The 25,605-nt window shown below is 68.0% G+C and carries 27 protein-coding genes; 8 read left to right on the top strand and 19 right to left on the bottom strand.

What is annotated here, in order from left to right:
- Positions 1-40: 40 nt before the first annotated feature.
- The 3 genes from OQ789_RS08430 to OQ789_RS08440 are packed head-to-tail and all read left to right on the top strand — an operon-like array spanning position 41 to position 2,303.
- Positions 41-859 (top strand): SMP-30/gluconolactonase/LRE family protein, encoded by an 819-nt coding sequence (locus OQ789_RS08430; RefSeq protein ID WP_324684897.1) that lies wholly within the window; start codon positions 41-43, stop codon positions 857-859.
- A gap of 15 nt (positions 860-874) precedes the next feature.
- Positions 875-1,705 carry a thioesterase family protein gene (locus OQ789_RS08435; RefSeq protein WP_324684898.1) on the top strand — a complete coding sequence of 277 codons (831 nt, stop codon included), beginning with the start codon at positions 875-877 and terminating at the stop codon, positions 1,703-1,705.
- 52 nt (positions 1,706-1,757) lie between these two features.
- Positions 1,758-2,303 carry a TetR/AcrR family transcriptional regulator gene (locus OQ789_RS08440; RefSeq protein ID WP_324684899.1) on the top strand — a complete coding sequence of 182 codons (546 nt, stop codon included), beginning with the start codon at positions 1,758-1,760 and terminating at the stop codon, positions 2,301-2,303.
- Here OQ789_RS08440 and OQ789_RS08445 read toward each other — a convergent pair.
- The 4 genes from OQ789_RS08445 to OQ789_RS08460 form a co-directional block, all read right to left on the bottom strand.
- Positions 2,300-3,640, bottom strand: a complete 1,341-nt coding sequence (locus tag OQ789_RS08445; protein WP_324684900.1) for an FAD-binding oxidoreductase — start codon at positions 3,638-3,640, stop codon at positions 2,300-2,302. The two genes, OQ789_RS08440 and OQ789_RS08445, sit on opposite strands and share 4 nt — an antisense overlap.
- 89 nt (positions 3,641-3,729) lie before the next feature.
- The gene (locus OQ789_RS08450; RefSeq protein WP_324684901.1) at positions 3,730-4,470 is read right to left on the bottom strand and encodes a glucose 1-dehydrogenase; all 741 of its coding nucleotides are present in this window, start codon (positions 4,468-4,470) and stop codon (positions 3,730-3,732) included.
- Between the two features lie 16 nt (positions 4,471-4,486).
- A complete protein-coding gene (locus OQ789_RS08455) occupies positions 4,487-5,587 on the bottom strand; it encodes a diacylglycerol kinase (RefSeq protein WP_324684902.1) in 1,101 nt (366 codons plus the stop codon).
- Positions 5,588-5,742: 155 nt separating this feature from the next.
- Positions 5,743-6,378, bottom strand: coding sequence for a TetR/AcrR family transcriptional regulator (locus OQ789_RS08460; RefSeq protein ID WP_324684904.1), 636 nt, complete (start codon positions 6,376-6,378; stop codon positions 5,743-5,745).
- 158 nt (positions 6,379-6,536) lie between these two features.
- Here OQ789_RS08460 and OQ789_RS08465 point away from each other — a divergent pair, with 158 nt between their 5' ends.
- Positions 6,537-6,662 (top strand): hypothetical protein, encoded by a 126-nt coding sequence (locus OQ789_RS08465; RefSeq protein ID WP_003874194.1) that lies wholly within the window; start codon positions 6,537-6,539, stop codon positions 6,660-6,662.
- Here the strand turns inward: OQ789_RS08465 and OQ789_RS08470 are convergent, their stop codons facing one another.
- From OQ789_RS08470 to OQ789_RS08485, 4 genes are all read right to left on the bottom strand, one after another.
- Positions 6,663-8,099 carry an NAD(P)(+) transhydrogenase (Re/Si-specific) subunit beta gene (locus tag OQ789_RS08470; RefSeq protein ID WP_324684908.1) on the bottom strand — a complete coding sequence of 479 codons (1,437 nt, stop codon included), beginning with the start codon at positions 8,097-8,099 and terminating at the stop codon, positions 6,663-6,665.
- Entirely contained in the window at positions 8,096-8,425 is a 330-nt protein-coding gene (locus tag OQ789_RS08475; RefSeq protein WP_324684909.1) for an NAD(P) transhydrogenase subunit alpha, read from the bottom strand. The genes OQ789_RS08470 and OQ789_RS08475 overlap by 4 nt, the downstream gene beginning before the upstream one ends.
- Positions 8,425-9,525 carry a Re/Si-specific NAD(P)(+) transhydrogenase subunit alpha gene (locus tag OQ789_RS08480; RefSeq protein ID WP_324684910.1) on the bottom strand — a complete coding sequence of 367 codons (1,101 nt, stop codon included), beginning with the start codon at positions 9,523-9,525 and terminating at the stop codon, positions 8,425-8,427. Before OQ789_RS08480 ends, OQ789_RS08475 begins: the two co-directional genes overlap by 1 nt.
- A gap of 227 nt (positions 9,526-9,752) precedes the next feature.
- Positions 9,753-10,223, bottom strand: coding sequence for a nuclear transport factor 2 family protein (locus tag OQ789_RS08485; RefSeq protein ID WP_324684912.1), 471 nt, complete (start codon positions 10,221-10,223; stop codon positions 9,753-9,755).
- A 109-nt stretch (positions 10,224-10,332) separates the two neighbouring features.
- Between OQ789_RS08485 and OQ789_RS08490 the strand changes: the two genes are divergently transcribed.
- Both OQ789_RS08490 and OQ789_RS08495 read left to right on the top strand, forming a co-directional pair.
- On the top strand, positions 10,333-11,550 hold the full coding sequence (locus OQ789_RS08490; RefSeq protein ID WP_324685079.1) for an acyl-CoA dehydrogenase family protein: 1,218 nt from the start codon (positions 10,333-10,335) through the stop codon (positions 11,548-11,550).
- Positions 11,547-12,371: a tyrosine-protein phosphatase gene (locus OQ789_RS08495; protein WP_324684914.1), complete on the top strand. Its 825-nt coding sequence runs from the start codon at positions 11,547-11,549 to the stop codon at positions 12,369-12,371. The genes OQ789_RS08490 and OQ789_RS08495 overlap by 4 nt, the downstream gene beginning before the upstream one ends.
- An 11-nt stretch (positions 12,372-12,382) precedes the next feature.
- On the opposite strand, the gene OQ789_RS08500 is transcribed toward OQ789_RS08495, so the two are convergent.
- The 7 genes from OQ789_RS08500 to OQ789_RS08530 form a co-directional block, all read right to left on the bottom strand.
- Positions 12,383-13,246, bottom strand: a complete 864-nt coding sequence (locus OQ789_RS08500) for an SDR family oxidoreductase (protein ID WP_324684916.1) — start codon at positions 13,244-13,246, stop codon at positions 12,383-12,385.
- A 58-nt stretch (positions 13,247-13,304) separates the two neighbouring features.
- Entirely contained in the window at positions 13,305-14,729 is a 1,425-nt protein-coding gene (locus tag OQ789_RS08505; protein WP_324684917.1) for an aldehyde dehydrogenase family protein, read from the bottom strand.
- Positions 14,730-14,881: 152 nt separating this feature from the next.
- On the bottom strand, positions 14,882-16,447 hold the full coding sequence (locus OQ789_RS08510; protein ID WP_324684918.1) for an LCP family protein: 1,566 nt from the start codon (positions 16,445-16,447) through the stop codon (positions 14,882-14,884).
- A gap of 81 nt (positions 16,448-16,528) precedes the next feature.
- The gene (locus OQ789_RS08515) at positions 16,529-17,470 is read right to left on the bottom strand and encodes a class I SAM-dependent methyltransferase (RefSeq protein WP_324684919.1); all 942 of its coding nucleotides are present in this window, start codon (positions 17,468-17,470) and stop codon (positions 16,529-16,531) included.
- A 28-nt stretch (positions 17,471-17,498) separates the two neighbouring features.
- Entirely contained in the window at positions 17,499-18,440 is a 942-nt protein-coding gene (locus OQ789_RS08520; protein WP_324684920.1) for a class I SAM-dependent methyltransferase, read from the bottom strand.
- A gap of 75 nt (positions 18,441-18,515) precedes the next feature.
- Positions 18,516-19,151, bottom strand: coding sequence for a TetR/AcrR family transcriptional regulator (locus OQ789_RS08525; protein ID WP_324684922.1), 636 nt, complete (start codon positions 19,149-19,151; stop codon positions 18,516-18,518).
- 2 nt (positions 19,152-19,153) lie between these two features.
- Positions 19,154-20,146, bottom strand: a complete 993-nt coding sequence (locus OQ789_RS08530) for a pirin family protein (protein ID WP_324684924.1) — start codon at positions 20,144-20,146, stop codon at positions 19,154-19,156.
- Between the two features lie 214 nt (positions 20,147-20,360).
- Here OQ789_RS08530 and OQ789_RS08535 point away from each other — a divergent pair, with 214 nt between their 5' ends.
- Positions 20,361-22,364: a chloride channel protein gene (locus tag OQ789_RS08535; RefSeq protein WP_324684925.1), complete on the top strand. Its 2,004-nt coding sequence runs from the start codon at positions 20,361-20,363 to the stop codon at positions 22,362-22,364.
- A 9-nt stretch (positions 22,365-22,373) separates the two neighbouring features.
- Here the strand turns inward: OQ789_RS08535 and OQ789_RS08540 are convergent, their stop codons facing one another.
- Together OQ789_RS08540 and OQ789_RS08545 are read right to left on the bottom strand one after the other, a co-directional pair.
- The gene (locus tag OQ789_RS08540) at positions 22,374-22,922 is read right to left on the bottom strand and encodes a DNA starvation/stationary phase protection protein (RefSeq protein ID WP_324684926.1); all 549 of its coding nucleotides are present in this window, start codon (positions 22,920-22,922) and stop codon (positions 22,374-22,376) included.
- An 89-nt stretch (positions 22,923-23,011) separates the two neighbouring features.
- On the bottom strand, positions 23,012-23,923 hold the full coding sequence (locus OQ789_RS08545) for a DNA-3-methyladenine glycosylase 2 family protein (RefSeq protein WP_324684929.1): 912 nt from the start codon (positions 23,921-23,923) through the stop codon (positions 23,012-23,014).
- A 62-nt stretch (positions 23,924-23,985) separates the two neighbouring features.
- Here OQ789_RS08545 and OQ789_RS08550 point away from each other — a divergent pair, with 62 nt between their 5' ends.
- Positions 23,986-24,384 (top strand): nuclear transport factor 2 family protein, encoded by a 399-nt coding sequence (locus OQ789_RS08550; RefSeq protein ID WP_324684931.1) that lies wholly within the window; start codon positions 23,986-23,988, stop codon positions 24,382-24,384.
- On the opposite strand, the gene OQ789_RS08555 is transcribed toward OQ789_RS08550, so the two are convergent.
- Complete coding sequence (locus tag OQ789_RS08555) at positions 24,378-24,758, bottom strand: DUF427 domain-containing protein (protein ID WP_324684933.1); 381 nt, start codon at positions 24,756-24,758, stop codon at positions 24,378-24,380. The genes OQ789_RS08550 and OQ789_RS08555 overlap by 7 nt on opposite strands.
- Positions 24,759-24,820: 62 nt before the next feature.
- The gene (locus tag OQ789_RS08560; protein WP_324685081.1) at positions 24,821-25,603 is read right to left on the bottom strand and encodes a class I SAM-dependent methyltransferase; all 783 of its coding nucleotides are present in this window, start codon (positions 25,601-25,603) and stop codon (positions 24,821-24,823) included.
- Positions 25,604-25,605 lie beyond the last annotated feature (2 nt).

Here is a 25,605-nt window from a genome sequence, read left to right on the forward strand (position 1 = left end):
TGTTTTGTAACGCGGACCGATGTGCCGGAGGCAAGGGCGGATGATTCCTGAGCCACTGGCCAACGGATTCTGCTTCGGCGAGGGCCCGCGCTGGTTCGAGGGCCTGCTGTGGTTCTCCGACATGCTGGGCGAGGCCGTCCACACCGCGACCATGGGTGGATCGCTGACCACGCTGCCGCTGCCGGGGCATTCGCCGTCGGGCCTGGGTTTCCGCCCCGACGGGTCACTGCTGATCGCCTCGACCGAGGACCGGCAGGTGCTGCGTTATGACGGCGAGAGCGTCATCACCATCGCCGATCTCACCGGCCTGGCGCCGGCCAACCTCGGCGACATAGTGATCGACGACGCCGGGCGCGCCTACATCGGGTCACAGGCCTTCACCGGGGGCGTCATCATCCGGCTCGATCCCGACGACAGCGCCACGATCGTGGCCGAAGACCTGCAATTTCCCAACGGCATGGCGATCACGCCCGACCGCGGGACGCTGATCGTGGCTGAGTCGACGGGCCGGCGGCTGACCTCGTTCCGCATCGGCGACGACGGCGGACTGTCCGACCGCCGGATCGTCGCCGACGGCCTCGACGGCCCGCCCGACGGCATCGCGCTGGACGCCGAGGGCGGGGTGTGGACGGCAATGACGCTGGCCCATCAGTTCGAGCGGGTCATGGCGGGCGGCGCCGTGACCGACAGAATCGACATGGGCGACCGGGTCGCGATCGCCTGCGCGCTCGGCGGCCCGCAGCGCCGCACGCTGTTTCTGTTGTCGAGCACGGAGGCCTATCCTCAGCGCCTGGCGGGCACCCGGCTTTCCCGGCTGGATGCCGTCACGGTGAACACTCCCGGCGCCGGCCTGCCCTGACCCGAGAGGTTGACGATGACCGACGCCTATTACGAGCTGATCGACTCGGCCGGCGACACAGCCGCGCCGGGCGAGAAGTTCCGGGCGACCGACCTGGCGCGTGGCACCTGGTCGGCGGCGATCCAGCACGGCGGCCCGGTGTCGGCGTTGCTGGTGCGGGGGCTTCAGCGGTGCGAACAGCGCGACGACACGCGCCTGTCCCGGGTCGTCATCGACCTGCTGGGCGGAGTGCCGGCCGAGGGTGATTTGTCGGTGCGCGCGGAGGTGCAACGCCCAGGCAAGCAGATCGAATTGCTCAGCGCCGAGATGCTGGCGCCCGGGCCCGACGGCACACCGCGGCCGGTGGCGCGCGCCACCGGATGGCGGCTACAGCATCAGGACACGCAGTCCCTGGCCCACGCCCCGGCGCCGCTGCCACGGCCGCGGGCCGAGGCCTACAACCGCAACCTCAAGGCGCGGGACTGGGACCGCAACTACGTGCACAGCCTGCAGTGGCTGTGGCTGAACGAGCCGCTCAGCGAGGGGCCCGGCGAATCGTGGATCAACCCGACGGTCGACCTGGTCAACGGCGAGCGCATGACGCAGCTGGAACGGCTGTTCGCGGTGGCCGACTGCGCCAACGGCATCGGCAGCAAGCTGGACATCACCAAGTGGACCTTCCTCAACACCGATCTGGCCGTGCACGTGTTTCGTGTTCCCGACGGCGACTGGATCGGCATTCGGGCGGAGACCAGCTACGGGCCGGACGGCATCGGGACGACCATCGGCACGTTGTTCGACGAGCAGGGCGCGGTCGGCGCCATCCAACAGTCGGTGCTGGTGCGCCGGCGCCCCCCTCGGGCCTAACGTGGGAGCGAATGACCATGACACCTCGGCGACACCGCGAAGAGTTTGAATCATGAGCCGGCCGGCCCGGGCGACGACGATCGCCGAAACCGACACCTCGACCCGTCAGCGCATCCTGGCGGCCACCGCCGAGGTGCTCGGCCGCAACGGAAAGACCAAGCTGAGCCTCTCTGACGTCGCCACCCAGGCCGGCGTCTCCCGCCCGACGCTGTACCGATGGTTCGCGTCCAAAGAGGAGTTGCTGTCGGCGTTTTCGGCCTACGAGCGCCAGATCTTCGAAAGCGGGCTGGTAAAGGCGACCGCGGGCCTCAAGGGTGTGGACAAGCTCGACGCCGTGCTGCGGTTCATCGTCGAGTACCAGCATTCGTACTCCGGCGTGCGGATGGTCGACGTCGAACCCGAGCACACCATCGCCCAGTTCTCGTGGGTGATCCCGCAGATGCGCGAGGGCCTGCAGCGGCACCTGCCCGGACCCAATGCGGCGGTCAAGGCCGCGACGGTGATCCGGATCGCGATATCGCACTACATCGTGCCCAGTGATGACGCCGACCAGTTCCTGGCGCAGCTGCGCCACGCGGTCGGGATCAAGGCCGTCTAGTCGAACAACACCGCGGCGTTGAGGTAACCCGTCGGGTCCAGTGCGGCTTTGACCGTGCGCATCGTGGCGATGTCGGCGGCATCGCGTGACATGGCGAGGTACGGCCGTTTGCGGCTGCCGACACCGTGCTCGGAGCTGACGTTGCCACCGGACCTGGCGATGAGATCCATCATCGGTTGATACAGCGCCCGCTCCCGGTCGGCCGGGCAACGCAACACGTTCAGATGCAGGTTGCCCTCGCCGATGTGGCCGAACAGCAGCGGCAGCGCGTCGGGGGCGTGCGTGTGCACCAAATCGACTGCAGCCCTCTCGAATCCGGCGATCTCCGACATCGGCAGCGACACGTCGAACTTCAGCGGTGGGCCGTGCACGCCGAGCACGTCGACGAGCGCCTCGCGAAGCTGCCACAACCGTTGCTGCGCAGCAAGATCCACGCCAACCGCGGGGTCGGCGCGCATCGGCACGTCGTCGAGCAGCCCGGCCAGCCGCTCGGTCTGGTCGTGATCGCCGGCCAGTTCCACCAACAGCAGCCAGTCGGCGGTGACCGGCGAACCGATGCCACGATGCTCGGCGGTCAGCGCAGCGGCCCGGCCGTCGATCAGTTCCAGGGCCGCGATGCAGTCCACGTCGCGGAAGGTGCGCCCGGCGGCCACCAGCGCATCGAGGTCGGCGAACCCGCAGATCGCCGTCACCCGGTGCGACGGCGCGGCGTGCAGCCGCAGGTCCAGCTCGGTGATGACGCCCAGCGTGCCCTCGGCGCCCACGAACAGCGCCGGCAGGTCATAGCCGGTGTTGTCCCGGCGCACCCGGCTGTGCCGGCGTAGCAGCGTGCCGTCGGGCAACGCCACCTGCACGCCGACCACCTGCTCGCCCATGTTGCCGTAGCGGACCGTGCGCAGGCCGCCGGCGTTCGTCGACGCCATGCCGCCGACGGTCGCGGTGTCGCGGGCCGCCAGGTCCACGCCGAACACCAAGCCCGCCGCGACAGCGGCCCGCTGCACCGCGGCCAGGGTGGCTCCGGCGCCGGCCTCGATCCGGCGTTCGACGGTGTCGACGTCACCGAGTGCGTGCAGCCGCTCGGTGGACAACAACACGTCGTCGTGCTCGGGAACGGTGCCGGCCACCAGCGAGGTCCGGCCGCCCTGCACCGTCACGTGCGCCCCGGCGTCCCGGCACACCCGCAGCACCTCGGCGACCTGCTCGGCCGTGCCCGGCCGCACCAGCACGCTCGCCCTGCCCCGATACCGGCCGGTGTAGTCGATGCTGCGCGCCGCCATCACATCGGGGTCGGTGACGACGTGGTTCGACCCGACCAGGCCCGCCAGACTGCGCAGCATGGGCACGGCTCCTCCCGCGCCGCACGTGCACTCAGGGCGAAAAAATCGCGAAAATCCTGCCCTCGGAGCACATTCGGCGACGGATCAGCTTAGAAGTCTTTGTGGTTGACGTCGGTGACCAGGCCGCCGTCCATGATGAACTCGCTGCCGGTGGAGTAGGACGACTCATCGCTGGCCAGGAACAGCACGAACGTCGCGACCTCGCGCACCTGGCCCGGACGGCCCAGCGGGATGGTCACCATGTCTTCCGGCAGGTGCTTGGTCATCGGGGTGCGGATGAATCCGGGATGGATCGAATTCACCCGAATGTTCAAGGGCGCCAACTCGAGCGCCGCGGACTTGGTCAGGCCGCGCACCGCCCACTTGGACGCGACGTAGGGGTGCACCATGGGCGCACCGCGCAGTCCCTCGATGGATGACACGTTGATGATGGAGCCACCGCCGGCCTCGGTCATCGGGTCGACCGCCACCCGCATACCCAGGAAGGTGCCGGTGAGATTGACGTCGATCACCTTCTGCCACTTGGCCATATCGAATTTCTTCAGCTGGCCGAGCGCGACGGTGCCCGCGTTGTTGACCACCACGTTGAGCTTGCCGAACTCGCCGACGGCGGTCGCGACAGCGGCTTCCCACTGGTCGAGCTGTGTGACGTCGAGGTGTACGTAGCGCGCGGAGTCGCCCAGCTCGTCGGCCAGCGCCTTGCCCTGGTCGTCGAGGATGTCTCCGATCACCACCTTGGCGCCCTCCTCGACCAGCAGGCGCGCATCCTCGGCGCCCATGCCGCCGGCGCCTCCGCTGATGATCGCTACCTTGCCGTCTACCCGACCCACGTGGGTCTCCTTTCGATTAGGTGGTCACCAAAGTGCTTGGTGCGTAAAGGCCTTTGCCCGTTACCAGCGGCAAATCAAGTGTGGTCCGGATGCCCGGCGGCGCGGCGATCACCGCGGGGATGGCGTTGACGACGCGACCCGCGGCGCCCGCGATCGCGGCGTGGTTGTGGTCGCCATTGCGGCTGCTCGGGATGATGTCGACCGCATACGACGGCTCGCCGGTGATCTCGACGCGATACGATCCGTCGCCCGCCGCGGGCCGGGGCAGGTCGGGGCGCAGGTCCGGCCGCAGCCGGGTGACGTGCTCGATGACGATGGCGGGATGGCCCTTGACCATGCCGCGAATCTCGAACTGCAGCACCGCGACTGTGCCCTTGGCGACGCGGCCGACGGCGATGTCGAAGTCCTCGGGTGCGGGCTCGCGCTGGTATGACTCGGTGATCTGGTCGACCTCGACGCCCAGACCTGCCGCCAGCTGACGGATCGCGGTTCCCCAGGCGATGCTGAGGATGCCCGGCTGCAGCAGCATCGGGATCTCGTCCATGGGCTTGGCGAATCCCATGTAGTCCATGACCTCGGTCCCGTTGTATGAGGCGTAGTCGTGAATCTCCATGCAGCGCACCTGCTCGATGCGCTGACAGGTACCGGCGAGTGCGAACGGGATCAGGTCGTTGGCGAACCCCGGGTCGACGCCGCTGATGAAGACACTCGAATTGCCTTGCCTGGCGGCGTCTTCCACGCGGGAAATGTATTTGTCGGGCATGACGCCCCAGGGGTACTGCAGCAGACCGGGTGACGAGCCGACGACATTGATGCCCGCGGCCAGGATGCGCATGACGTCGGCCATCGCCTCGGGCAGCCGGGTGTCGCCCATCGCGCAGTAGACGACGCAGTCGGGTTTGGCGGCGATGATCGCGTCCAGATCGTTGCCTGCCGCCACCCCCGTGACGACGCCGGTGTCCAGGCCGGCGCCGCACAGTTCGCCGGCGTCCTTACCCACCTTCTCGGGTGTCGAGACGCACACCCCGGTCAGTTCGAACTGCGGGTTGGTGATGAGTTCGGCGAGGGCCAGCCCTCCGACATTGCCGGTACCGACGTGCGCGACGCGGATCGCCATGACAGTCTCTCCGTCCCTGTGAACTCCGGACAACGTTTCTAGACAGTAGTCCACAAATTTCGGGGCGCATACTGCCGGGCGGGTCGCGGCCCCGGGGACCATTTCGCGATCGACGTCGCCGACCGGCCGCCGTTCGCCGGCAGGCGCCCGCGCGGTTACGGTCCCAGCGGGGACGTGGTGCGGATCGCTTCGTCGCGGATCAGCCCGCGCAGCAGCGCGGTGCTGAACTCGGCGGCGATCTCCTTGGCCGAGCGCCTGCCGCTCGGCCGCAGCCACCGGTAGCTGCCCAGCGTCATGCCGATGTAGCCCAGCGCCAGCACGTGCGAGTCGCACGGGTAGAACTCGCCGTTGGCGATCCCGCGGTCGATCAGGCCGTGCACGTGGTGGTAGACCTGGGCTTCCTTCTCGCGGACCTCGGCGACCTGCTCGCTGGTGAACCATTCGGTGATGTACGGCTGCTCCTGGAAGTACACCGCGGCCCGTTCCGGATCGCTGGCGATGCCGGTGAGCAGGCGGACCGTGTACTGGTAGAGGGCCTCGCGCGCGGTCCAGGACGGGTCGTCGTGCACGGCGGCCAGCGTGCCCTCGGCGGCCTGGCGGTAGATGTCGAACAGGATCAGCGACTTGCTGGCGTAGTAGTGATAGACGGTCGCCTTGTTCAGGCCGATCACGTCGGCCACGTCGTCCATTCGGGTGCCGTGATAGCCGCGCGCCGCGAACAGTTTGGTGGCTACCGCCAGCAACTCTTCGCGGCGGCTCAGCCCGTTCGGGGTGCTGCTGTCGGTGGGCATCTGCTCTCACTATCGTCGGTATGTCCTGGCCAGGGCCGGTCCGGCCAGGATAACTATCAATCAACTGGTTGGACAGTTTAAGCAAAACGCCGGGTGTCACGTGCAGACGTATGGGACTAGACTCGTCATCGCGCGCAATGAGTCGAGAGGTGGGGCCGATGGATCCGAGTCCGGATTACGACGGAAGCGACGAGATCGAGTTCTTCATGCGGTACCTGACCTGGGGACTGCGCGGGGTCACCGACGGAAACGGATACCCGCCGCCCGCCTACCCGCCCGTCTAGCTAAAGCGCTTTGAGTTCCTCGGCGACCTCGGTCACCGACTTCTTCGCATCGCCGAACAGCATGCTGGTGCCCTCGCCGTAGAACAGCGGGTTGTCGATGCCGGCGAACCCGGAGTTCATCGACCTCTTGAGCACGATCACCGACTTGGCCTTGTCTACGTTGAGGATCGGCATGCCGTAGATCGGGCTGGATGCGTCGTTGCGGGCCGCCGGGTTGGTGACGTCGTTGGCGCCGATGACGATCGCGACGTCGGTGCGCGCGAACTCGTCGTTGATGTCGTCCATGTCCTTCATGGCGTCGTAGTCGACCTCGGCCTCGGCCAGCAGCACGTTCATGTGCCCGGGCATCCGCCCCGCCACCGGGTGGATGGCGTACTTGACCTCCACGCCCTTGTCCTCCAGCAGGGCCGCCATGTCCTTCACGGCGTGCTGGGCCTGCGCGACGGCCAGGCCGTAACCCGGCACCACGATCACCTGGTTGGCGTAGGCCATCTGGATCGCGGCGTCGGCGGCCGAGGTGGCCTTGACGGTCTTGTCGCCGCCGTCGCCGCCGCTCGGGGCGACCCCGCCGCCGCCGAAGCCGCCCGCGACGATCGCCGGGATGGAGCGGTTCATCGCCTTGGCCATCAGGTTGGTCAGGATCGAGCCGGACGCGCCGACGATCATGCCCGCCACGATCATCGCGGTGTTGTTCAGCGCCAGGCCCGCGGCCGCGGCCGAGAGCCCCGTCATCGCGTTCAGCAGCGAGATCACCACGGGCATATCCGCGCCGCCGATGGGCAGCACCACCATCAGGCCCAGCACACCCGCGGCGGCCAGCAGCCCGAGCATCCACCACAGTGATGCTCCGGCTGTCCCGCCGGGAGGGCCGGGATGGGCGTGCAGCCCGATCACCACCGCGGCGCCCACCGCCGCGGCCAGCAGCAGCAGGTTGACCGGCTGTTGCGCCCTGCCGAAGCCGATCGGCGACCCGGAGATGATCTCCTGCAGCTTGCCGAACGCGATGATCGATCCCCAGAACGAGATCGAGCCGATGATCGCGGCGAACAATGACGCCACCACGATGTGCACGGTCGGCGACTCGCCGTGCTGGAAGGCCGAAAAGCCGCTTGTCTCAATGAATTCCGCGAGCGCGATGAGCGCGACCGTGCCACCGCCGACGCCGTTGAAGAACGCCACCAGCTGCGGCATGGCGGTCATTTTCGTGTAGCGGGCCGGCGGGACGCCGAGCACCACCCCCACCACCAGGCCGGCGATGATCAGCACCCACTGGTCGGTGTGGCGGATCTTGATCAGGGTGGCCGCCACCGCCAGCGCCATGCCCACCGCGGCGATCAGGTTGCCCCGCACCGCCGTCTTGGGTCCGGTCAGCCCCATCAGGCCGTAGATGAAGAGCGCGAACGAGATGATGTAGAGGCCGATCACCAAGTAGTTCATTTGGCCGCCTGCTCCTTACTGGGCGCGGGCAGCGGTTTCTTTTTGCCCTTGAACATGCCCAGCATCCGGTCGGTGACGATGAACCCGCCGATGACGTTCAGGGTTCCGAACACCACCGCGACGAACAGGATGATCTGCACCGCCAGCGAGGGGTGCTCGACCGAACCGAACACCACCAGGGCGCCCAGCACCACGATGCCGTGGATGGCGTTGGTGCCCGACATCAGCGGGGTGTGCAGCGTGTTGGGCACCTTGGAAATGACGGCGAACCCGACGAATCCGGAGAGCACCAGGATCGCCAGGTTGGCCAGTAGTTCGTCGTACATCAGGAGTCCCCTCCGCTGGTCTGGCGCGTCACACACGAGTCCGCGACGACCTCGTCGTCGAAGTCCGGGGCCAGCTTGCCGTCGGTGATCAACAGCTCGAGCAGGGCCGTGATGTTCTTGCTGTACAGCTCGCTCGCGTGCTCGGGCATGGTGGCGGGCAGGTTCAGCGGCGAGGCGATGGTGACGTCATGCTTGATCACGGTCCGCCCGGGCTCGGTGAGTTCGCAGTTGCCCCCGGTCTCACCGGCCAGGTCGACGACCACGCTGCCCGGCTTCATCGCCTCCACCGCCGCCGCGGTGACCAGACGCGGCGCCGGCCGTCCCGGGACCAGCGCCGTGGTGATCACGACGTCGAACCCGCTGATCGCCTTCTCCAGGGCCTTCTGCTGCTGGGCGCGTTCTTCGTCGGTGAGCTCACGGGCATAGCCGCCCTCGCCCGCGGCATCGATGCCGATATCGAGCCACTGCGCACCCACAGAGCGCACCTGGTCGGCCACCTCGGGGCGGACGTCGTAGCCGGTGGTGCGCGCGCCCAGCCGCTTGGTCGTCGCCAGCGCCTGTAACCCGGCCACGCCCACGCCGAGCACCAGCACGGTGGCGGGCTTCACGGTGCCCGCCGCCGTGGTCAGCATGGGGAAGAAGCGGGTGGACTCCGAGGCGGCGAGCAGCACGGCCTTGTAGCCGGACACGTTGCCCTGCGACGACAGCGCGTCCATCGCCTGGGCCCGCGAGATCCGGGGAATGGCCTCGAGCGCGAACGCCTGCACGCCGGCCTGCTTCAGGGCGCCGATCGAGTTCTCGGCATTGCGGGGCGCGAGGAAACCGATCAACGTCTGGCCGCTGCGCAGCTTGGCGACCTCGTCCGCGGTCGGCGGCGCGACCTTGACCACCACGTCGGCGGCCCAGGCATCGCCGATGCTGGCCCCGGCGTCGGTGTAGAGCGCGTCGGGCAGCAGGGCCCGTTCGCCCGCACCGGACTCGACCACCACCGCCACGCCGCTGCTCACCAGCGACGCGACCGCCTTCGGCACGAGCGCGACCCGCCGCTCGTCCGCGCCGGATTCGGCGACCACTCCAACCGTCGTCTGCGCATTTGTCATGGCGCGTACATCCACTTTCCGTACTTTCCCGTACTGTCCCCGCCGAGGCGTGGCGCCGGCTTGGCCGCGCGCTTCGCTACCTTAACCAGGTTTCACCATGACGATGTGATCGGCTCCGCGCCACCCGGCGCGGCATACCCCGGTCGATGGTTCGCCACCGCACGGCTGACCAGTAGCGCCCGCGCCGTTGTGGGGTCACAATCCGCGGTTGTCGCGGGTCCGGCCGGCTACCAGAGCGGGATTTCGCGGCCGTGTTCGGATTCCGGGCGGGGCCCGAAGTAGCGGCGCTGCGATTCGTCGATGGGCACGTCGTTGATGCTGGCTTCGCGGCGTGCCATCAGTCCCGAATCGGTGAACTCCCACAGCTCGTTGCCGTAGCTGCGATACCACTGCCCGGACTGGTCGTGGCATTCGTACTGGAATCGCACCGCGATGCGGTTGTCGTGAAAGTCCCAAAGGCTCTTGCGCAGCGAGTAATCCAGTTCGCGACGCCACTTGCGCGTCAAAAACGCGACGATCTCGTCGCGGCCCACGATGTGCTCGCCGCGATTGCGCCACTGCGAATCGGTCGTGTAGGCCAGGCTGACGCGGTGGGGATCGCGGGTGTTCCAGGCGTCCTCGGCCGCCTGCACCTTCTGGACCGCCGTCTTTCGGGTGAACGGCGGGAACGGGGGCCGGGCTTGCGAACTGTCGGTCATGACGTCCATGGTGCGCCGGAGCGTTGTCACCGCCGCGTAACCGATGCGCTGACGACCGGAAACACGGTCACTCGACACGTGTCCTATCGTGACGGGCATGGACTTCGCGATGTCAGCCAAAGCCATCGACTATCAAAAGCGCCTGTCCGACTTCATGACGCAGTACGTCTTTGCGGCCGAGGCCGAATACGACAAATATCGCGACGCGGCCGGCCCACACGATCACACGGTCCCGCCCGTCGTCGAAGCACTCAAGACCGAGGCCCGGGCCCAGGGCCTGTGGAACCTCTTCTTGCCGGCCGAGTCGGGCCTGACCAACCTCGAATACGCGCCGCTGGCCGAGATCACCGGCTGGAGCCTGGAGATCGCGCCCGAGGCGCTCAACTGCGCGGCACCCGACACCGGCAACATGGAGACCCTGCACCTGTTCGCCACCGAGGAGCAGCGCAAACAATGGCTGGAGCCCCTGCTCAACGGCGAGATCCGCAGCGGCTTCTCGATGACGGAGCCCGCGGTCGCCAGCAGCGACGCGCGCAACATCGAGACCTCGATCGTGCGCGACGGCGGCGACTACGTGATCAACGGCCGCAAGTGGTGGACCTCGGGCGCGGCCGATCCGCGCTGCAAGATCCTGATCGTGATGGGGCGAACCAACCCCGAGGCGGCCAGCCACCAGCAGCAGTCCATGGTGCTGGTGCCGATGGATACCCCGGGCGTTACCGTGGTCCGCTCGACCAGTGTCTTCGGCTTCCAGGACCAGCCGGGACACTGCGAGATCATCTACGACAACGTCCGGGTGCCCGCCACCAACCTGCTGGGCGAGGAGGGCGGCGGTTTCGCGATCGCGCAGGCCCGGCTGGGGCCGGGCCGCATCCACCACTGTATGCGCGCGCTGGGCGGCTCCGAGCGGGCGCTGGCGCTCATGGTGGACCGGGCCTCCAAGCGGGTGGCGTTCGGCCGGCCGCTGGCCGAGCAGGGCGTGGTCCGCGAGTCGATTGCCAAGTCCCGCAACGAAATCGACCAGGCCCGGCTGCTCTGCGAAAAGGCAGCGTGGACCATCGACAAGCATGGCAACAAGGCCGCCCACACGCTGGTCTCGCAGATCAAGGCGGTCGCCCCGCAGGTGGCGTGCAACGTCATCGACCGCGCCATCCAGGTGCACGGGGCCGCCGGCGTCTCCGAGGACACGGTGCTGGCCCGGCTGTACGCCTGGCACCGGGCCATGCGGCTCTTCGACGGACCCGACGAGGTGCACATGCGGACCATCGCGCGCGCCGAGCTCGGCCGCGAGAAATCCCCGCTCGCCGCTGCGGCCACCGCGAAATGACTGAGGTGCTGCGAGAACTGTCCGGCGCGTGGAACTTTCGCGACGTCGCGGACGCCGCTCCGGCGTTACGGCCCGGACGGTTGTTCCGGTCCGGTGAGCTGAGCCGGCTCGACGACGCGGGGCGGGCGACGTTGGGCGAGTTGGGCATCACCGACGTCGCCGACCTGCGCGCGAACCGGGAAGTGGCCCGGCGCGGTCCGGGCCTGGTTCCCGACGGCGTCGAGATTCACCGGCTCCCCCTCCCCGATCTCGGCGACGACGAATCACCCGACGACGAGGCTCCCCACGAACACGCATTCCGGCGGCTGTTCGAAGGCGACCGCGACCAGTCCGACGAGTCCGTCAACGAGGCCGCGGTCGGCCACATGATCGACGAGTACCGGCAATTTCCGACGCGCAACGGGGCGCAACGCGCTGTGCGGCAAGTCTTCTCGTTGCTCGGCGCCGGACGCCCGGTGCTCACGCACTGCTTCGCGGGCAAAGACCGTACCGGCTTCGTGATCGCCACGGTCCTGGAAGTCCTCGGCGTCGACCACGACACCATCGTCGCCGACTACCTGCGCAGCAACGCCGCCGTCCCCCAACTTCGGGACCACATCTCCGAGATGATCAAGCAGCGCTCCGACGTCGAACTCACCCCCGAGGTCGTCACCTTCACGCAGGCACGGTTGTCCGACGGCGTGCTCGGCGTACGGCCCGAATACCTGGACGCCGCGCGCCACACCATCGACGAACAATTCGGGTCGCTGGACTCCTACCTACGGGACGCAGGCGTCACGCAGGCGGACGTAGACCGCCTGCGCAACGAACTGCTGGGCTGACCGGGCCGGATTTATCCCAGCTTGAAATCGGCCTGCTTCGCCGCGGACAGGTCGGTGATCTCGCCCCACTGCGACGCGATGTCCTCCACCGTCGGCGGCTTGTCGTAGTTGACGCCCTTGTTCTGGAACAGGGCGACGCGCTGCACCTTGCCGCCACCCACCACGAAAACCGAAGCGTTGTTGGGGTTTTCCTCGGTGCACAGGTAGGCCACCACCGGGGCGACATACTCGGGCGTCAGCTTCTCGAGCACTTCCTTGGGCAGGATGTCCTCGGTCATCCGGGTCGCCGCAATCGGGGCGACCGCGTTGGCGTGGATGTTGTACTTGGCACCCTCGAGCGCCAGGCTGTTGATCAATCCGACCAGGCCGAGTTTGGCTGCGCCGTAGTTGGTTTGGCCGAAGTTGCCGAACAGCCCGCTGGTGGAGGTGGCGACGACCACCCGGCCGTAGCTCTGCTCACGAAAGTGCGGCCATGCGGCGCGGATGACGTTGTAGCCACCGTAGAGGTGCACCTTGAGCACGGCGTCCCAGTTCTCGGAGGTCATCTTGTGGAAGGTGCCGTCGCGCAGGATGCCGGCGTTGCTGACCACACCGTGCACGGCGCCGAATTCGTCGAGCGCGGTTTTGATGATGTTCTCGGCGCCCTCGGATTCGGCGACACTGTCGTAGTTGGCGACCGCCCTGCCGCCGGCGTCCTTGATCTCCTTGACCACCTCGTCGGCCATGTTGTGGCCGGCGCCGGTGCCGTCCCGGGATCCACCGAGGTCGTTGACGACGACGCTGGCGCCCTCTCTGGCGAGGGTCAGGGCGTAATCACGGCCCAGTCCTCCACCGGCTCCGGTGACGATGATGATGCGATCCTGCACTCCGGGCATGGGGTTCCTCTCTGCTGTGAAAAACGTGGTTAGGCAATGGCTTTCGTTAAGCCAAATGTCAGAACATCCGGCGGGCCATTTTCATGGCGCGCTCGGTGTAGGGCGGGTAGATGAAGCTCGACAGGTCGGGCCGGGTCGGTTTGGTCAGCACCGACTTGCGGTGGCTGAACTCGTCGAAGCCGAACTTGCCGTGGTAGGCACCCATGCCCGACGCGCCGACGCCACCGAAGGGCAGCTTGGCCGTCGACACCTGGAAGGCGAGGTGGTTGACCAGCATGCCGCCGGCGGGCACCTCTTTGATCACCCGCTCGCGGGTCTCGCGCGTCTTGGTGAACAGATACGCCGACAGCGGCTTGGGCCGCGCGTTGACGAAACGTATTGCGTCGTCCAGAGATTGGACGGTGATGATCGGAAGCACCGGCCCGAAGATCTCGTTCTGCATCAGCGGCCCGTCCGGGTCGGGGTCCACCACCACGGCGGGCTGGATGCGCAGGCTCGACGCGTCACACTTGCCGCCGACGACAACTTTGCCGTCCCCGCCGGCCAGGTAGCCGCTGATCCGGTCGAACTGCCGCTGGTTGACGATCCGCATGCCGTCGGGCTTGTCCGCGGTGAACTTCGTGACGGCGGCGCCGATCTTACTCACCAGCTCGTCGCGAATGCCGGCGTCCGCCAACACATAATCGGGCGCGACACACGTCTGGCCGGCGTTCAGCAGTTTCATCCAGGCGATGCGCTTGGCGGCGACTTCCACGTCGGCGTCGGCCGCCACGATCACCGGGCTCTTCCCGCCGAGCTCCAGCGTGCAAGGGGTCAGGTGGGGCGCCGCGCCCTCGTAGACCTTGCGGCCGATCTCGGTGCCGCCGGTGAACAGCAGGCGGTCCAGGCCCTGCGCGATGAGCTCCTGGCTGGTCGCGCCGTCGCCCTCGATCACCGCGATCGCGTCGTTGTCCAGGTAGCGCGGCACCAGCTCGGCCATCAGGTGTGCGGACGCCGCGGCGATCTCCGAAGGCTTGAGAATGACCGTGTTTCCGGCCGCGATCGCGCCGACCGCCGGACCCAGCGTCAGGTAGAACGGGTAGTTCCACGCACCGATGATCAGCACCGTGCCGTAGGGCTCGTACTCAATCCAGCCGCGCCCCGGCAGCTGGGGCATCTCGAGCAGCTGGTAGCGACGCTTCGCCCACTTACGAACCTTCTTGGCCGCGAACTTCGCCTCGCCGGCGGTGGTGGCGATGTCGGCGATGAAGGCTTCGAAGGGACTGCGGTCCAGGTCTTCGGACAGCGCGGCCGCGATGGCGCCCTCGTTCTCCTCCATCAGCTTCGCCAGCTGCAGCAACTGCCGCTTGCGCCATTCGATGTCGCGCGTCCGTCCGGTGGCGAAGGTCTGACGAAGCCGGGCAACCGTGCCTGCCACATCGGCCGGTGCAGCGCCGTTCCTGGAGTCCGATGTCCTAGGTGCAACCGATTCGGTGGTCATCATTGTCCTTCCCGAGCAGAGTCCCGCCGCGCGGCGGCCGCTCATCGGTGATAACCGCGATACTAACCATCCGGTTGGGAGAGCAGGAAGGAAGGATGCGGCCACAGCCCTGCCGCGACGGGACGGATCGGCGCAGGACCCGGCGCCCCGCACGGTTACTTCACGCAGGGGACGGTCGCCGCGGTCATCTGGCTGAGGTCGGTCGGGGCCGGGGCGCGGTCGCCGACGCCGGTGGCCGGCACCGCGCTCACCTCACCGGACCCGGACGCGTCGGTCGTCGCGCCGGGGTGGGCCAGGTAGTCGCCCGCGGGAAACTGAGTTCCCACGGTCAGCCGCACCGTACCGGCGGCCACGGTGTCGTTCGCCGTCGCCGGCACGTGCAACTGCTCAGCCAGGTACCGCGCGCCCTGATCGGCGCCCGGGCCGTATTCGACGACGCTGTCGTCGGCCGGGACCGGCGCGGTGGTGGCGCTGCCGCGGGTGAAGCCGCGGCCGGCGAACGCCTCCTCGATTGCTCCCGCCAGCCCGTCCCGCGAGGCGGCGTTCACCACGTCGAGGATGACGGGGCCGGTCAACGGCGGCGCCGGTTGGGTCGCCGGCGCCGCGGCCGCGGGCGCAGCAGGGGTGTCCGACATGAAGCGCTCGTTGACGATGCGGCGGATGGTCGGCAGGTCGACCTGGTTGATGTCTGATCCGTTGGCGTCTTTGCCGAAGCCGGCGATCGGCAGGGTGTACAGCGACAGGTGGCGCTCACTCAGCTGCGAGGCCCGCGACGCGAATTCCATGATGTCCAGCCCGTCGTCGACGGCGACGTTGTCGCGGGCGACCTGCAGCAGCTTGCGCAGCCCGCTCACGCTGGACAGCGCGCCGCCGCTGCGCGCCGCGCTGACCAACGACACCAGGAAGGCCTGCTGTCGCCGGGTGCGGTCGAAATCGGTGAAGGAGCCGTCGTTTTCGTCGCGCCGCTGCCGCACGAAGGCCATCGCGTCCGCGGCGTCGATGCGCTGCACCCCTTGGCGGAAGTCGGCGCCCGAGTAGCTGTCCCGCGTATCGGCGTTGAGGCACACCGTGATCGGCTCGACGGCCTTGGCTATCTGGAAGAACGCCCCCAGCGTGACCTCGACGAAGTGGTCGATCGAGATGCCCAGAAAGTCCTTGACGGCGTTGATTTCGGCCTTCCGGCCGGCCTCGCGGGCGGTCTGCTCGCGCGCCGTCAGGTCGTTGGCGCCCGCCCCGTCCGAGTTCGCGGCCGCCTGCGAATTCAGCGACTGCTCATAGGCCAACCCGTATGCCTGCTTGATCTTGCCGGCGCATACCGATCCTGGGCAGCCCGGCAACTCCGCGTAGTCATCGCGGGGAATCGATATCGCGGTCACAGGGCCGTCGCCGTCCGAAATATGCACCACGATAAGGACATTGGCGTTGTAGCCGCCCGAGCTTTCGTCCCCGGCATGCAGCGCCTCGTAGATGTCCTGGGGCAGCGGCTTGCCGTTCTGGTCCAGCCGGCTGTCCAGCCCTATCAGCAGGATGTTCTGGTTTCCGTCCAGCGTCGTCGCCGCATTCGGCAGCGCGTGCGAAATGATGATCTTGCCCAGCGCCGTGTGGTACCCCGTCCAGCCGACACCGGTGACGGCCATGACGAGAGCCGACGCGACGCTGAATATCAGCCGGCCCTTCAGCACTACCCATCGGTGCGATTGACCGGATCCATTGCTGCCCATGATGAGTGACCATTGTTCCCGACGGCCGGGCGAATTCCCGGTAACCGCACCGACGGGACCGTCACGAGGCGATGGGCGCCCTTACACGCGCTCGGCGACCACGAAGTCGGAGAATGCGTCCTTGTCGTCGGCCAGCGTGACGTTCTCGATCCAGCGGCCCTGCCGGCGCATCGCGGCCGTCGAGTGCTCGGCCGTCGCGCGCCAGCCGTGCTCGTTGAGCCATTCGGTGACGTCGGCGCGGTGCTCGTCGCGGTACATCAGCTCCCCGACGTCGAGGGTCTGCTCCATGCCGATCTCGTCGGCCACCTTCTTGAACCGTTCACGCATCTGCTGGCGCCGCTCGTCCGCGTGATTGGGTGCGGTTTCCGCCGAGACGCGGCTTCCGGCCGGGCTCAGCTCGCCGACCAGGGTGAACAACCGGTCCTGGGCCTCGGCCGGCAGATACATCAGCAGGCCCTCGGCCAGCCACGCGGTGCGCTGGGTGGAATCGAAACCCGCAGCGCGCAGCGCGGCGGGCCAGTCCTGCCGCAGGTCGATGGCGACTTCGCGGCGATCGGCCGAGGGCGTCACCCCATTTTCGGCCAGCGTGGTCGACTTGTAGGCCAGCACCTCGGGCTGGTCGAGCTCGTAGACCGTGGTGCCGGCCGGCCAGTCCAACCGGTACGCCCGCGAGTCCAGCCCCGACGCCAGGATCACGATCTGGCGGATCCCGGCGGCGACGGCGTCGGCGAAGAAGGTGTCGAAGAAGTGCGTCCGCACCGCCTGGTAACCGCGCATGTGGTGCAGGTGCGCCGCGGACTCTTCGTCCAGCGCCTCGACCTTGGCCGCGATCTCCGGGTCGAGCATGGCCTCCCACAGCACGCCCGCACCGGAGTTGGTGACCAGGAGCTTGGCGTAGGGGTCGCGGATGAGTGCGTCGGGACGTTCGGTCTCGACGGCGCGCGCCGCGGCCACCATCACCGCCGTCGTGCCGACGCTGCTCTTGATGTCCCAGCTGTCGTCGTGGGTGCGCAGTGAACTCATGGCGGGTGCTCCTCGGGTCGATCCGTGGTCAGGCGGTGGGCGTGCCGAGACGCGCCCGCAGCAGGGTGCTGCGGACCGCCTCGTCGCTCAGGTCGTCGGGTACCGGACGGCCCAGCCGGGCCATCTCGTCGCGGTTGCTCACGCTGTGCACGTCCCAGCCGTGGCCGGCCAGCCAGGCGGCGGCGTCGGAACGATCGGGCTCGTGGTAGGTCAGCGCCTGGACATTGACGTCCAAACCGAGCCTGTCGCGCATCCGCAGCCAGCGCTGCGAGTTGCTCCGGGAGTTCAGGCCGAACATCTCGATCGCGATCCGGCTGTCCGGGGCGCTGTGGTCGGTGACCATCTCGAAGAGCCGGTCTTGCGCGTCGCTGGGCAGGTATGGCAGCAGCCCCTCGGCCAGCCAGGCGGTGGGCCGGGCGCGGTCGAACCCCGCGGCGCTCAGGGCGGCGGGCCAATCGTCGCGCAGGTCCACCGGCACCGGATGCCGGATGGCGGACGGCACGGCGCCGTGCTGCCGCAGGATGCCGGTCTTGTACTCCAGCACCTGGGGCTGGTCGATCTCGTAGACGGTGGTGCCGGCCGGCCAGTCCAGCCGGAATGCCCGGGAGTCGAGCCCGGCGGCCAGGATTACCACCTGCTGGATCCCGGCGCCGACGGCGTTGTCGAAGTACTCGTCGAAGAAGTGGGTGCGCACCGCCTGGTAGTCGATGCCGCACCGGTGGGAGCGCTGCCCGTGCTCATCACCGTCGAGCCAGGCGAGTTGCGGGTCGGCCAGCCGCGCCCAGGCGGGGCCGGCGGAGGACACCAGCAGCCGCGCGAACTCGTCGCGGATCAGCGGATCGGGTCCGGCGGTTTCCGCCGCGCGCGACGCGGCGACGCCCAGCGCGGTCGCGCCGACGAGTTCGGTGATGTTCCAGCTGTCGCCGTCAGAGCGTACGGAGGGCGGCGGCGAGGCATCCAGATCAGTCATATCCCGGCCATACTACCGGAATAAGTTAGTTAGCCTATACGCTTTGTGGGCAACTTCACTGCGCACAACCTGTGGCTACGCACCTTGCCGCTGGAACGCGCCTTCCAGTAGCCCGCGCATCACTCCCGTGAGCGCCAGCAGATTCTCCGGGCTCTCGACGTAGCCCGCATACACCCCCACCCCGCACACGAGAACCAGCAGCGCCTCCGCCAACACCGTCGCGTCGACGTCAGCGACGATCTCGCCGCGCTCGATCGCCGCCTTGATGACCCGCAGCAGAAATTCCCGGCTCATCCGCACGGATTCGTTGTCTGTTCCGGTCAGATCCGGGTGCCGTTGCGATTCGAGCACGCCGCTGATGAGAAACGCGGATCCGGCGGGATTCTTCGAATTGGCCCGCGTCGCTTCGGAGATGAATGCCGTCAACTGAGCCGCCAGGGTCGTCTCGCGTTCGGCTTGTTTGATACCCGCCCCAATCACGAATTCGTTTGTGTCGTCCATAACTTGGCGATACAGCGCCCGTTTGCTCGAGAAATAATGGTTGATCGCGGGCCGGGTCAGGTCCGCGCGGGCCGCGATCGCCTGGAACGTCGCGCCGTCGTAGCCGCGTTCGCTGAATACCAAACGGGCAGCTTGGATGATTCGCTGCCGCGTCTCATCCGCCTTCGCGGCAGGGGGACGCCCGGGCCGGCGATTCCCCCTTGGCTGCATCGCTAAAGTGTGCCATCGCCCCGGTGCGGCATAAGCGCATTCGGCGGAATGCTGCCAAATTTTCCGGCTTGATAGTCCTCGAGTGCCTCGATCAATTCCGCGCGGGTGTTCATCACGAAAGGGCCGTAGTGGAATACGGGCTCCCTAATCGGCCGCCCACCCAGGATCAGCACATCGATGGCCGCGCGAACGGGCGTCCGGCCCGAATCCGGGATCTGCCGCGCTCCCACGGTGATCCGGTCGCCCGGCCCCAGCACCGCGAGCTGTCCCTGGTGGATCGGATGGGCGACCGGGCCGACGTAACCGCTGCCGGACAGCACATAGACCAGCGCGTTGAAGTCGCGTCGCCATGGAATGTTGAGCCGGGCGCCGTTCTCGATCGTCGCGTGCGCCAGGGTGATCGGCGTGTGGGTGACACCGGGGCCGCGGTGGCCGCCGATCTCGCCGGCGATGATGCGGATCAGCGCTCCGCCGTCCTGCGACGCCGCCAAGGCGGCGTCGCCGCCTTCGATGGACTGATACCGCGGGGGTGCGAACTTGTCTTTCTTCGGCAGGTTCACCCAGAGCTGGACGCCGTGGAAGAGGCCGCCGCTCTCGACCAGCTCGGCCGGGGGCGTCTCGATGTGCAGGATGCCCGAGCCGGCCGTCATCCACTGCGTCGCGCCGTCGGCGATCAGGCCGCCGCCGCCGTGGGAGTCCTGGTGCGCGAACTTCCCGTCGAGCATGTAGGTCACGGTCTCGAAGCCGCGGTGCGGGTGCCAGTCGGTGCCCCGCGGCTCCCCGGGGGAGTAGTCGACCTCGCCCATCTGGTCCATGTGCACGAAGGGGTCGAGCGCGCCCGTGCTGACCCCCGCGAAAGCGCGCACGACCGGAAAACCCTCGCCCTCATAACCGCGAGGGCCGGTGGTGATGGATCGGACCGGCCGCTCGGTGTCGGCGGGGCCGGGACCGTTGACTCGTGGCAACACCAGCGTGTTAGCCGTGACTGCGGGCATTTCGCCTCCTCATAGCGCGGATGTCCGATATAACCGGACTGTAGTCCACTTATTCCCCGACACTCCACAGACGCGTCCGGCCGGCCTGACTGTCACGGCCCGCCGCGCGGGCCATCCTTTGATAGGGCAATATTTGCTGAGGTAAATGTTCGGCGCGGCCGCGAAATGACGACGGACGAGGACGCGGGAAGGCCGCTCGAGAGGGGTGACGGGGATGGAACAGAACGCGCTGGTGGCCGATCCGGCTCGGCGCAGCGGGTTGTCCGACGCCCTCGGACGGGCCGCCAGCTGGACGCGCGGGAACCGCCTCGGGTTGTTTTTCCTGGCAATCACGGTGGGGATCGGCGCCGGGCTGGGCGCCGCTGCGTTCCGATACCTGGTCTTCGGCTTCACCTGGCTGGCAACCGGACACGACGAGTTCGGCCAGCAGGGCTGGGTGGCCAGCGATCACCTGCGTTGGCTGGGCGTCGGATTCTATGTCGTCATACCCGTCATCGGTGGGCTGCTTTACGGGCCGCTGATCAGCCGGTTCGCGCGCGAGGCACGCGGCCACGGCGTGCCCGAAGTGATGATCGCGGTCGCGGAGAACGGCGGCCGGATCCGGCCCCAGGTGACGGTCGTGAAGGCGCTGGCGTCGGCGATCTGCATCGGCACCGGCGGCTCGGTCGGTCGGGAGGGGCCGATCGTGCAGATCGGCGCGGCGCTGGCCTCAGGCCTGGGTCAATGGGTGCGGATGCCGGAGAACCGGCTGCGGCTGCTGGTGGCCTGCGGGGCGGCCGGCGGCATCTCGGCAACGTTCAACGCTCCGATCACCGGGGTGTTTTTCGCCGTCGAGCTGATCCTGCGCGAACTGTCCGTCGAAGGTATCTTCACCATCATGCTGTCGGCGATGGTTGCCGACGTGATCGCCCGGGTGTTCTTCGGCTCCGATCCCTTCCTCACCCAGCTTCCGCAGGGCATCGAACTCGATCACATCGCCAACTATCTGTTGGTGGCGCTTCTCGCCGCGATCGCCGGGGTGGTCGGGATCGCCTTCAAGAACGTCCTCTACAAGACCGAGGATCTGTGCGACCGGTTGTGGGGAGGCCGGCCGGACTGGGCGCGGCCGGCCGTCGGCGGAATCGTGCTCGGCCTGTTGCTGCTCGCCGTGCCCCAGCTGTACGGGGTCGGCTATCCCGTCATGTACGCCGCCTTCGCCGGCCACTACGCGCTGTGGTTCCTGGTGATCCTTGCCGCGGGCAAGATGCTGGCCTGCGCCTTGAGCATCGGCATCGGCGGCTCGGGCGGCGTGTTCGCGCCGTCGCTGTTCGTGGGAGCCACGTCGGGGATGGCCTTCGGCCTGGCCATGCAACACCTCATCGGCACGGCGGTCGGGCATCCGGCGTTGTATGCCATCGTCGGCATGGGGGCGGTGTTCGCCTCGGCCGCCCGGGCGCCGCTCACGGCGTTGGCCAGCACGGTCGAGATGACCGGCGACTTCAGCCTGACCCTGCCCGTCATGCTGGCCGTCGCCGTCGGCACCACGGTGTCCCGGGCGCTCTCCTACGGCACCATCTACACGGCCAAGCTGCTACGCCGGGGCATCGACATCGACCGGCCCACCCCGATGCACGGATTTGCCGACCTCACGGTCGCCGACGCCATGCATCCGTTCGCGGCCCCGGTCAACATGAGTCGCCCGGTCGACGGCGCAGCCGACGACCGCACGGCCCTGCTCGGACCCGTGACCCGGATTCGGCACCCGCAGGCGCTGTTCGCCAACGACAGCCTGGCCCAAGCCCTGCGGCAACTGATCCTCTACGGCCGAGACGGCCTGCCGGTGATCGACACCGACGCCAAGCAGGTGCAGGGCTGGCTGACCAACCAGAACGTGCTGCGCGCCGTCGGCACCTACCTCACCGACGCCCAGCCGGACGTCTCCGCCGGCGGTCCGCCCGCCGAATCGGCCCAATCCCGAACTCCCGACACCGAACACGATCCGCACAGCCAGCTCACCGGATACTGCATCATCGAGCACACGCTGGAGTCGGACTCGGCCGCGGTCGGCCGCAACCTCGACGACCTGGACTGGCCGACGGGTCACCTCCCGGTATCGGTCGTGCACCAGCGGCGACTGGTCGACGCCCATCCGGGCGTCCGACTTGCGGCAGGCGACCGGATCAATGTGCTGGCGCCCGGCAACGGTTTTCGAGGTTCCGAGTCGCAGTCGTCTCGGTGAGGCGCGGCGTCAGGATTTGCCACGCGCGCTGCGGGCGGCGGCCTTCTCAGTGCTCTTGCCCTGGTGCGCCAGCTTGCCACCGGCGCTCTCCAGATGCGCCCGGACGAACCACTGGAACTTTTCCAACGGCCCCGCCTGGCCGATCAGCAGGTCCTGGGTCACCTGGTCGAGTTCGTCTGTCTCGTCGATGTATTGGCGGATGTCCTCGATGACGCCGGTATAGACGAGGTCGAGCGCGGCCAGATGCGCCTGCACCGTGTCGCGGCCGACCGAGTAGTCGTCCCACGAACGGTCCTTGATGATGGCGCCGGGCGTCCCCTGCGGCGAAGCACCAAGGGCCGCAATACGTTCGGCGATGTCGTCGGCGAACCCGCGAACCGCGTCGACTTGCGGGTCGATCATCTCGTGCACGCCGATGAAGTTCGGGCCGACCACATTCCAGTGAATATGCTTCAGCGTCAGATGCAGATCGTTGTAGGTGCTCAGTTGCTTTTGGAGCAGTTCGGTGAGCCGCGCTGCCTGCTTGTCGGTCAATCCCGGAATGGTGAACTGAGTCATCGCTTGTTTCCTGGCTTCCTTCCCATCGCTTTCACACAGAGCTCGTTACGCGGTTGGATACCCGATGGCCGAGCTGAAAAACGTGACGATCACAGCGAGTGGATTTGCTGCACCGGCAGCCGCGGCCCGCGGCGGGGCTCGTAGGCCAGCCCGCTGGCTTCGAGCAGCCGGACCACCCGCTGGCGGTGGGGTCGCATCGGCTCGAGCACCTCGAGCATGCCCGCGTCGTCGACGGGCCGGCCCAGCAGAGTCCAGCCGATCATTTTGGGGATGTGGTAATCGCCCACCGACAGTGCGTCGGCGTCGCCGAAGGCGCGTTGCGCCGTCTCGGCGGCGGTCCATTCCCCCACGCCCGGCAGCGACATCAGCGCCTCGCGCGCCTGCGCCGGCGATTGTGACACCAGCCGCTGAACGGAAGCGGCCCGCCGCGCGCAGGTCACCACGGTCTGCGCCCGCCTCGGGTCGACGTTGGCGCGATGAAACTCCCACGACGGGATGTGGCGCCATGCCTGCGCCGACGGCAAGACCCGCATCCCGTCCGGCGCCGGCCCCGGTGCCGGCGACCCGTACTTCGACACCAGCAACCGCCAGGCGCGAAACGCGTCGGCGCCGGGCACCCGCTGCTCGATGATCGCCGGGATCAGGGCCTCGAGCACCAGCCCGGTGCGGCCCAGGCGCAGGTGCGGAACCCGTTGGTAGGCGGCCACAACCGTCGGATGCCGCGGGACGAAGTCCGAGTCGTCGTCCTCGAGACCCAGCAGGGCGGGCAACGTGTCGACGAACTCCTGCGCGCCGGCGCCCCACGCCACGCAGTGTGCGGCATTGGCCGCGGCGCGGCTGATCCTGGCGGTGACCGGCCCGCTGGGCAGCAGGCTGGTGCGCCAGACGGAGCCGTCGCCGGGAGTCCGGAAGCACGGATCCCCGAGGCCGCGGCGGAGGGGCGCCAGGGTGTGGCCGAAGCTGACGGCTCCGGGGAACACGACCGTGCGCGTGCACTCCACCCGATGACTCTCCGATCGCTCTCATTGACCGTGAACTGCGTCCCAGTCAATATTGCGTTGTGATGACGCCGTTCGATGACCCGCAGGGCGAACTGGCCTGGATGTTCCTGCAGAGCACGAGCGACGGCGGCGATCTGGACGAGGGCTTTGGCCTGCTCAGCGACGACTTCACCTATTGGACGCTCTACACGCGGACCCCCTGCGACAAGCACGTGTTCCGCCGGGCGATCGAGCGACGCAAGCAAGAGCTGGAGCTGACCATCGATCTGGTCCGCTGCGTCAACGAGGGCGACACCGTGGTTGTCGAGGCGCACGCCACCGGCACCACCCGCGCCGGCGCGCAGTACGACAGCCCGTTCGTGTGCATCTTCGACACCCGCGACGGGCTGATCGTCTCGATGCGCCTCTACAGCGACACCCGCGCGGTCGCGACCGCGCTTCCCGGGTGGATCCCCTACTGAGCCGAGACGCTGATGTCGGCCTTGTCGGGGTAGAACGCCACGTGCCCGGCAATCGACGCGACCGCCGGATACGGCTGCTCGTAGGTCCAGATCACATCGTCGACCGTGTCACCGGCCGAGGTGGTCACGCTGTAGTAGCTCGCGTCGCCCTTGAAGGGGCAGTGCGTGCTGGTACCTGTGCGGGTGAGCCGGTCCTGTACCACGTCAGCGATCGGAATGTATTGCACCGCAGGCAAACTGGCTTCGCGTAGTTCCAGCGCCGCGGTGGTGTCGGCGACGAGTTCGCCCTTAACGCGCACCTGCACCCGCCCTTTGGTCGGCTCGATGGTGATCGGGTGCCCGGCGCTGGGCTCTTTGATTTCCGGGTGGGCCATGGTCGTTCCTCCTTTGACGCGGACAACGGATGCAACAGCGGCGTGCGTCCGACACTTCCCGATCAGGCCGGGCCGAATGCGTAGCGGTGATACTGGGCCATGTTCGCCACGGCGGGCACCAGCGCCATGGTCTTGCCGAGCACTCGATACACCGGCGGCACCAACGCGAAGGTGTCCGATTCGAACCACCGCTGCCAGGACAGCAGACGGGTGCCGGGCACGGCGTCAAGGATATCGGCGGGCCGGTCGACACCCCACCCCAGCTTCGACCCGGAGCGACGCACCACCGCGTTGATCCACTGCGTCTTGATCGCCAGCCGGTTGAAGGCGTCGAACTGGAGCTCGCCGGACTCGAAGCGGTCGACGATCCGCCGCAGCATCGCGATGCCCTGCGGCTGGTCGAGGTACATGGTCAGTCCCTCGGCGATCATCAGAGTGGGCCGGTCGTCGGGTATCTGGGCGATCCAGGCCGGGTCGGTCACCGATGCCGCGATCACGCGGCGGTTTTCCGTCGCGGGGTAGAGCTGGGTGCACAGTCCGGCGACGTCGGGGTAGTCGACGTCGTACCACTGGACTTGCGGGCCCGGCCGCAACCGGAAGTAGCGGCCGTCCAGCCCGCAGCCCACATGCAGAACGGTGGCGCTCGGATGGGCGGCGAGGAATTGACGAACCCAGCTGTCGAAGTGCGCCGTGCGGGTGGTCACGGACGTCGAATTCCGGGGCGTGATAGTTGTTTTCGACCAGTCGTAGTCGATGCGCCCGACGATGTCCCTGGCGTAGCGATCGCCCAGGATCGGCTTGGGCAAGTCCGCGTCCAGGGCTTTGGCATACAAGGTCGCGAGCATGG

Origin of the sequence: Mycobacterium sp. 94-17, from assembly GCF_035617725.1 — a bacterium.
In the GTDB taxonomy this organism is placed as follows: domain Bacteria; phylum Actinomycetota; class Actinomycetes; order Mycobacteriales; family Mycobacteriaceae; genus Mycobacterium.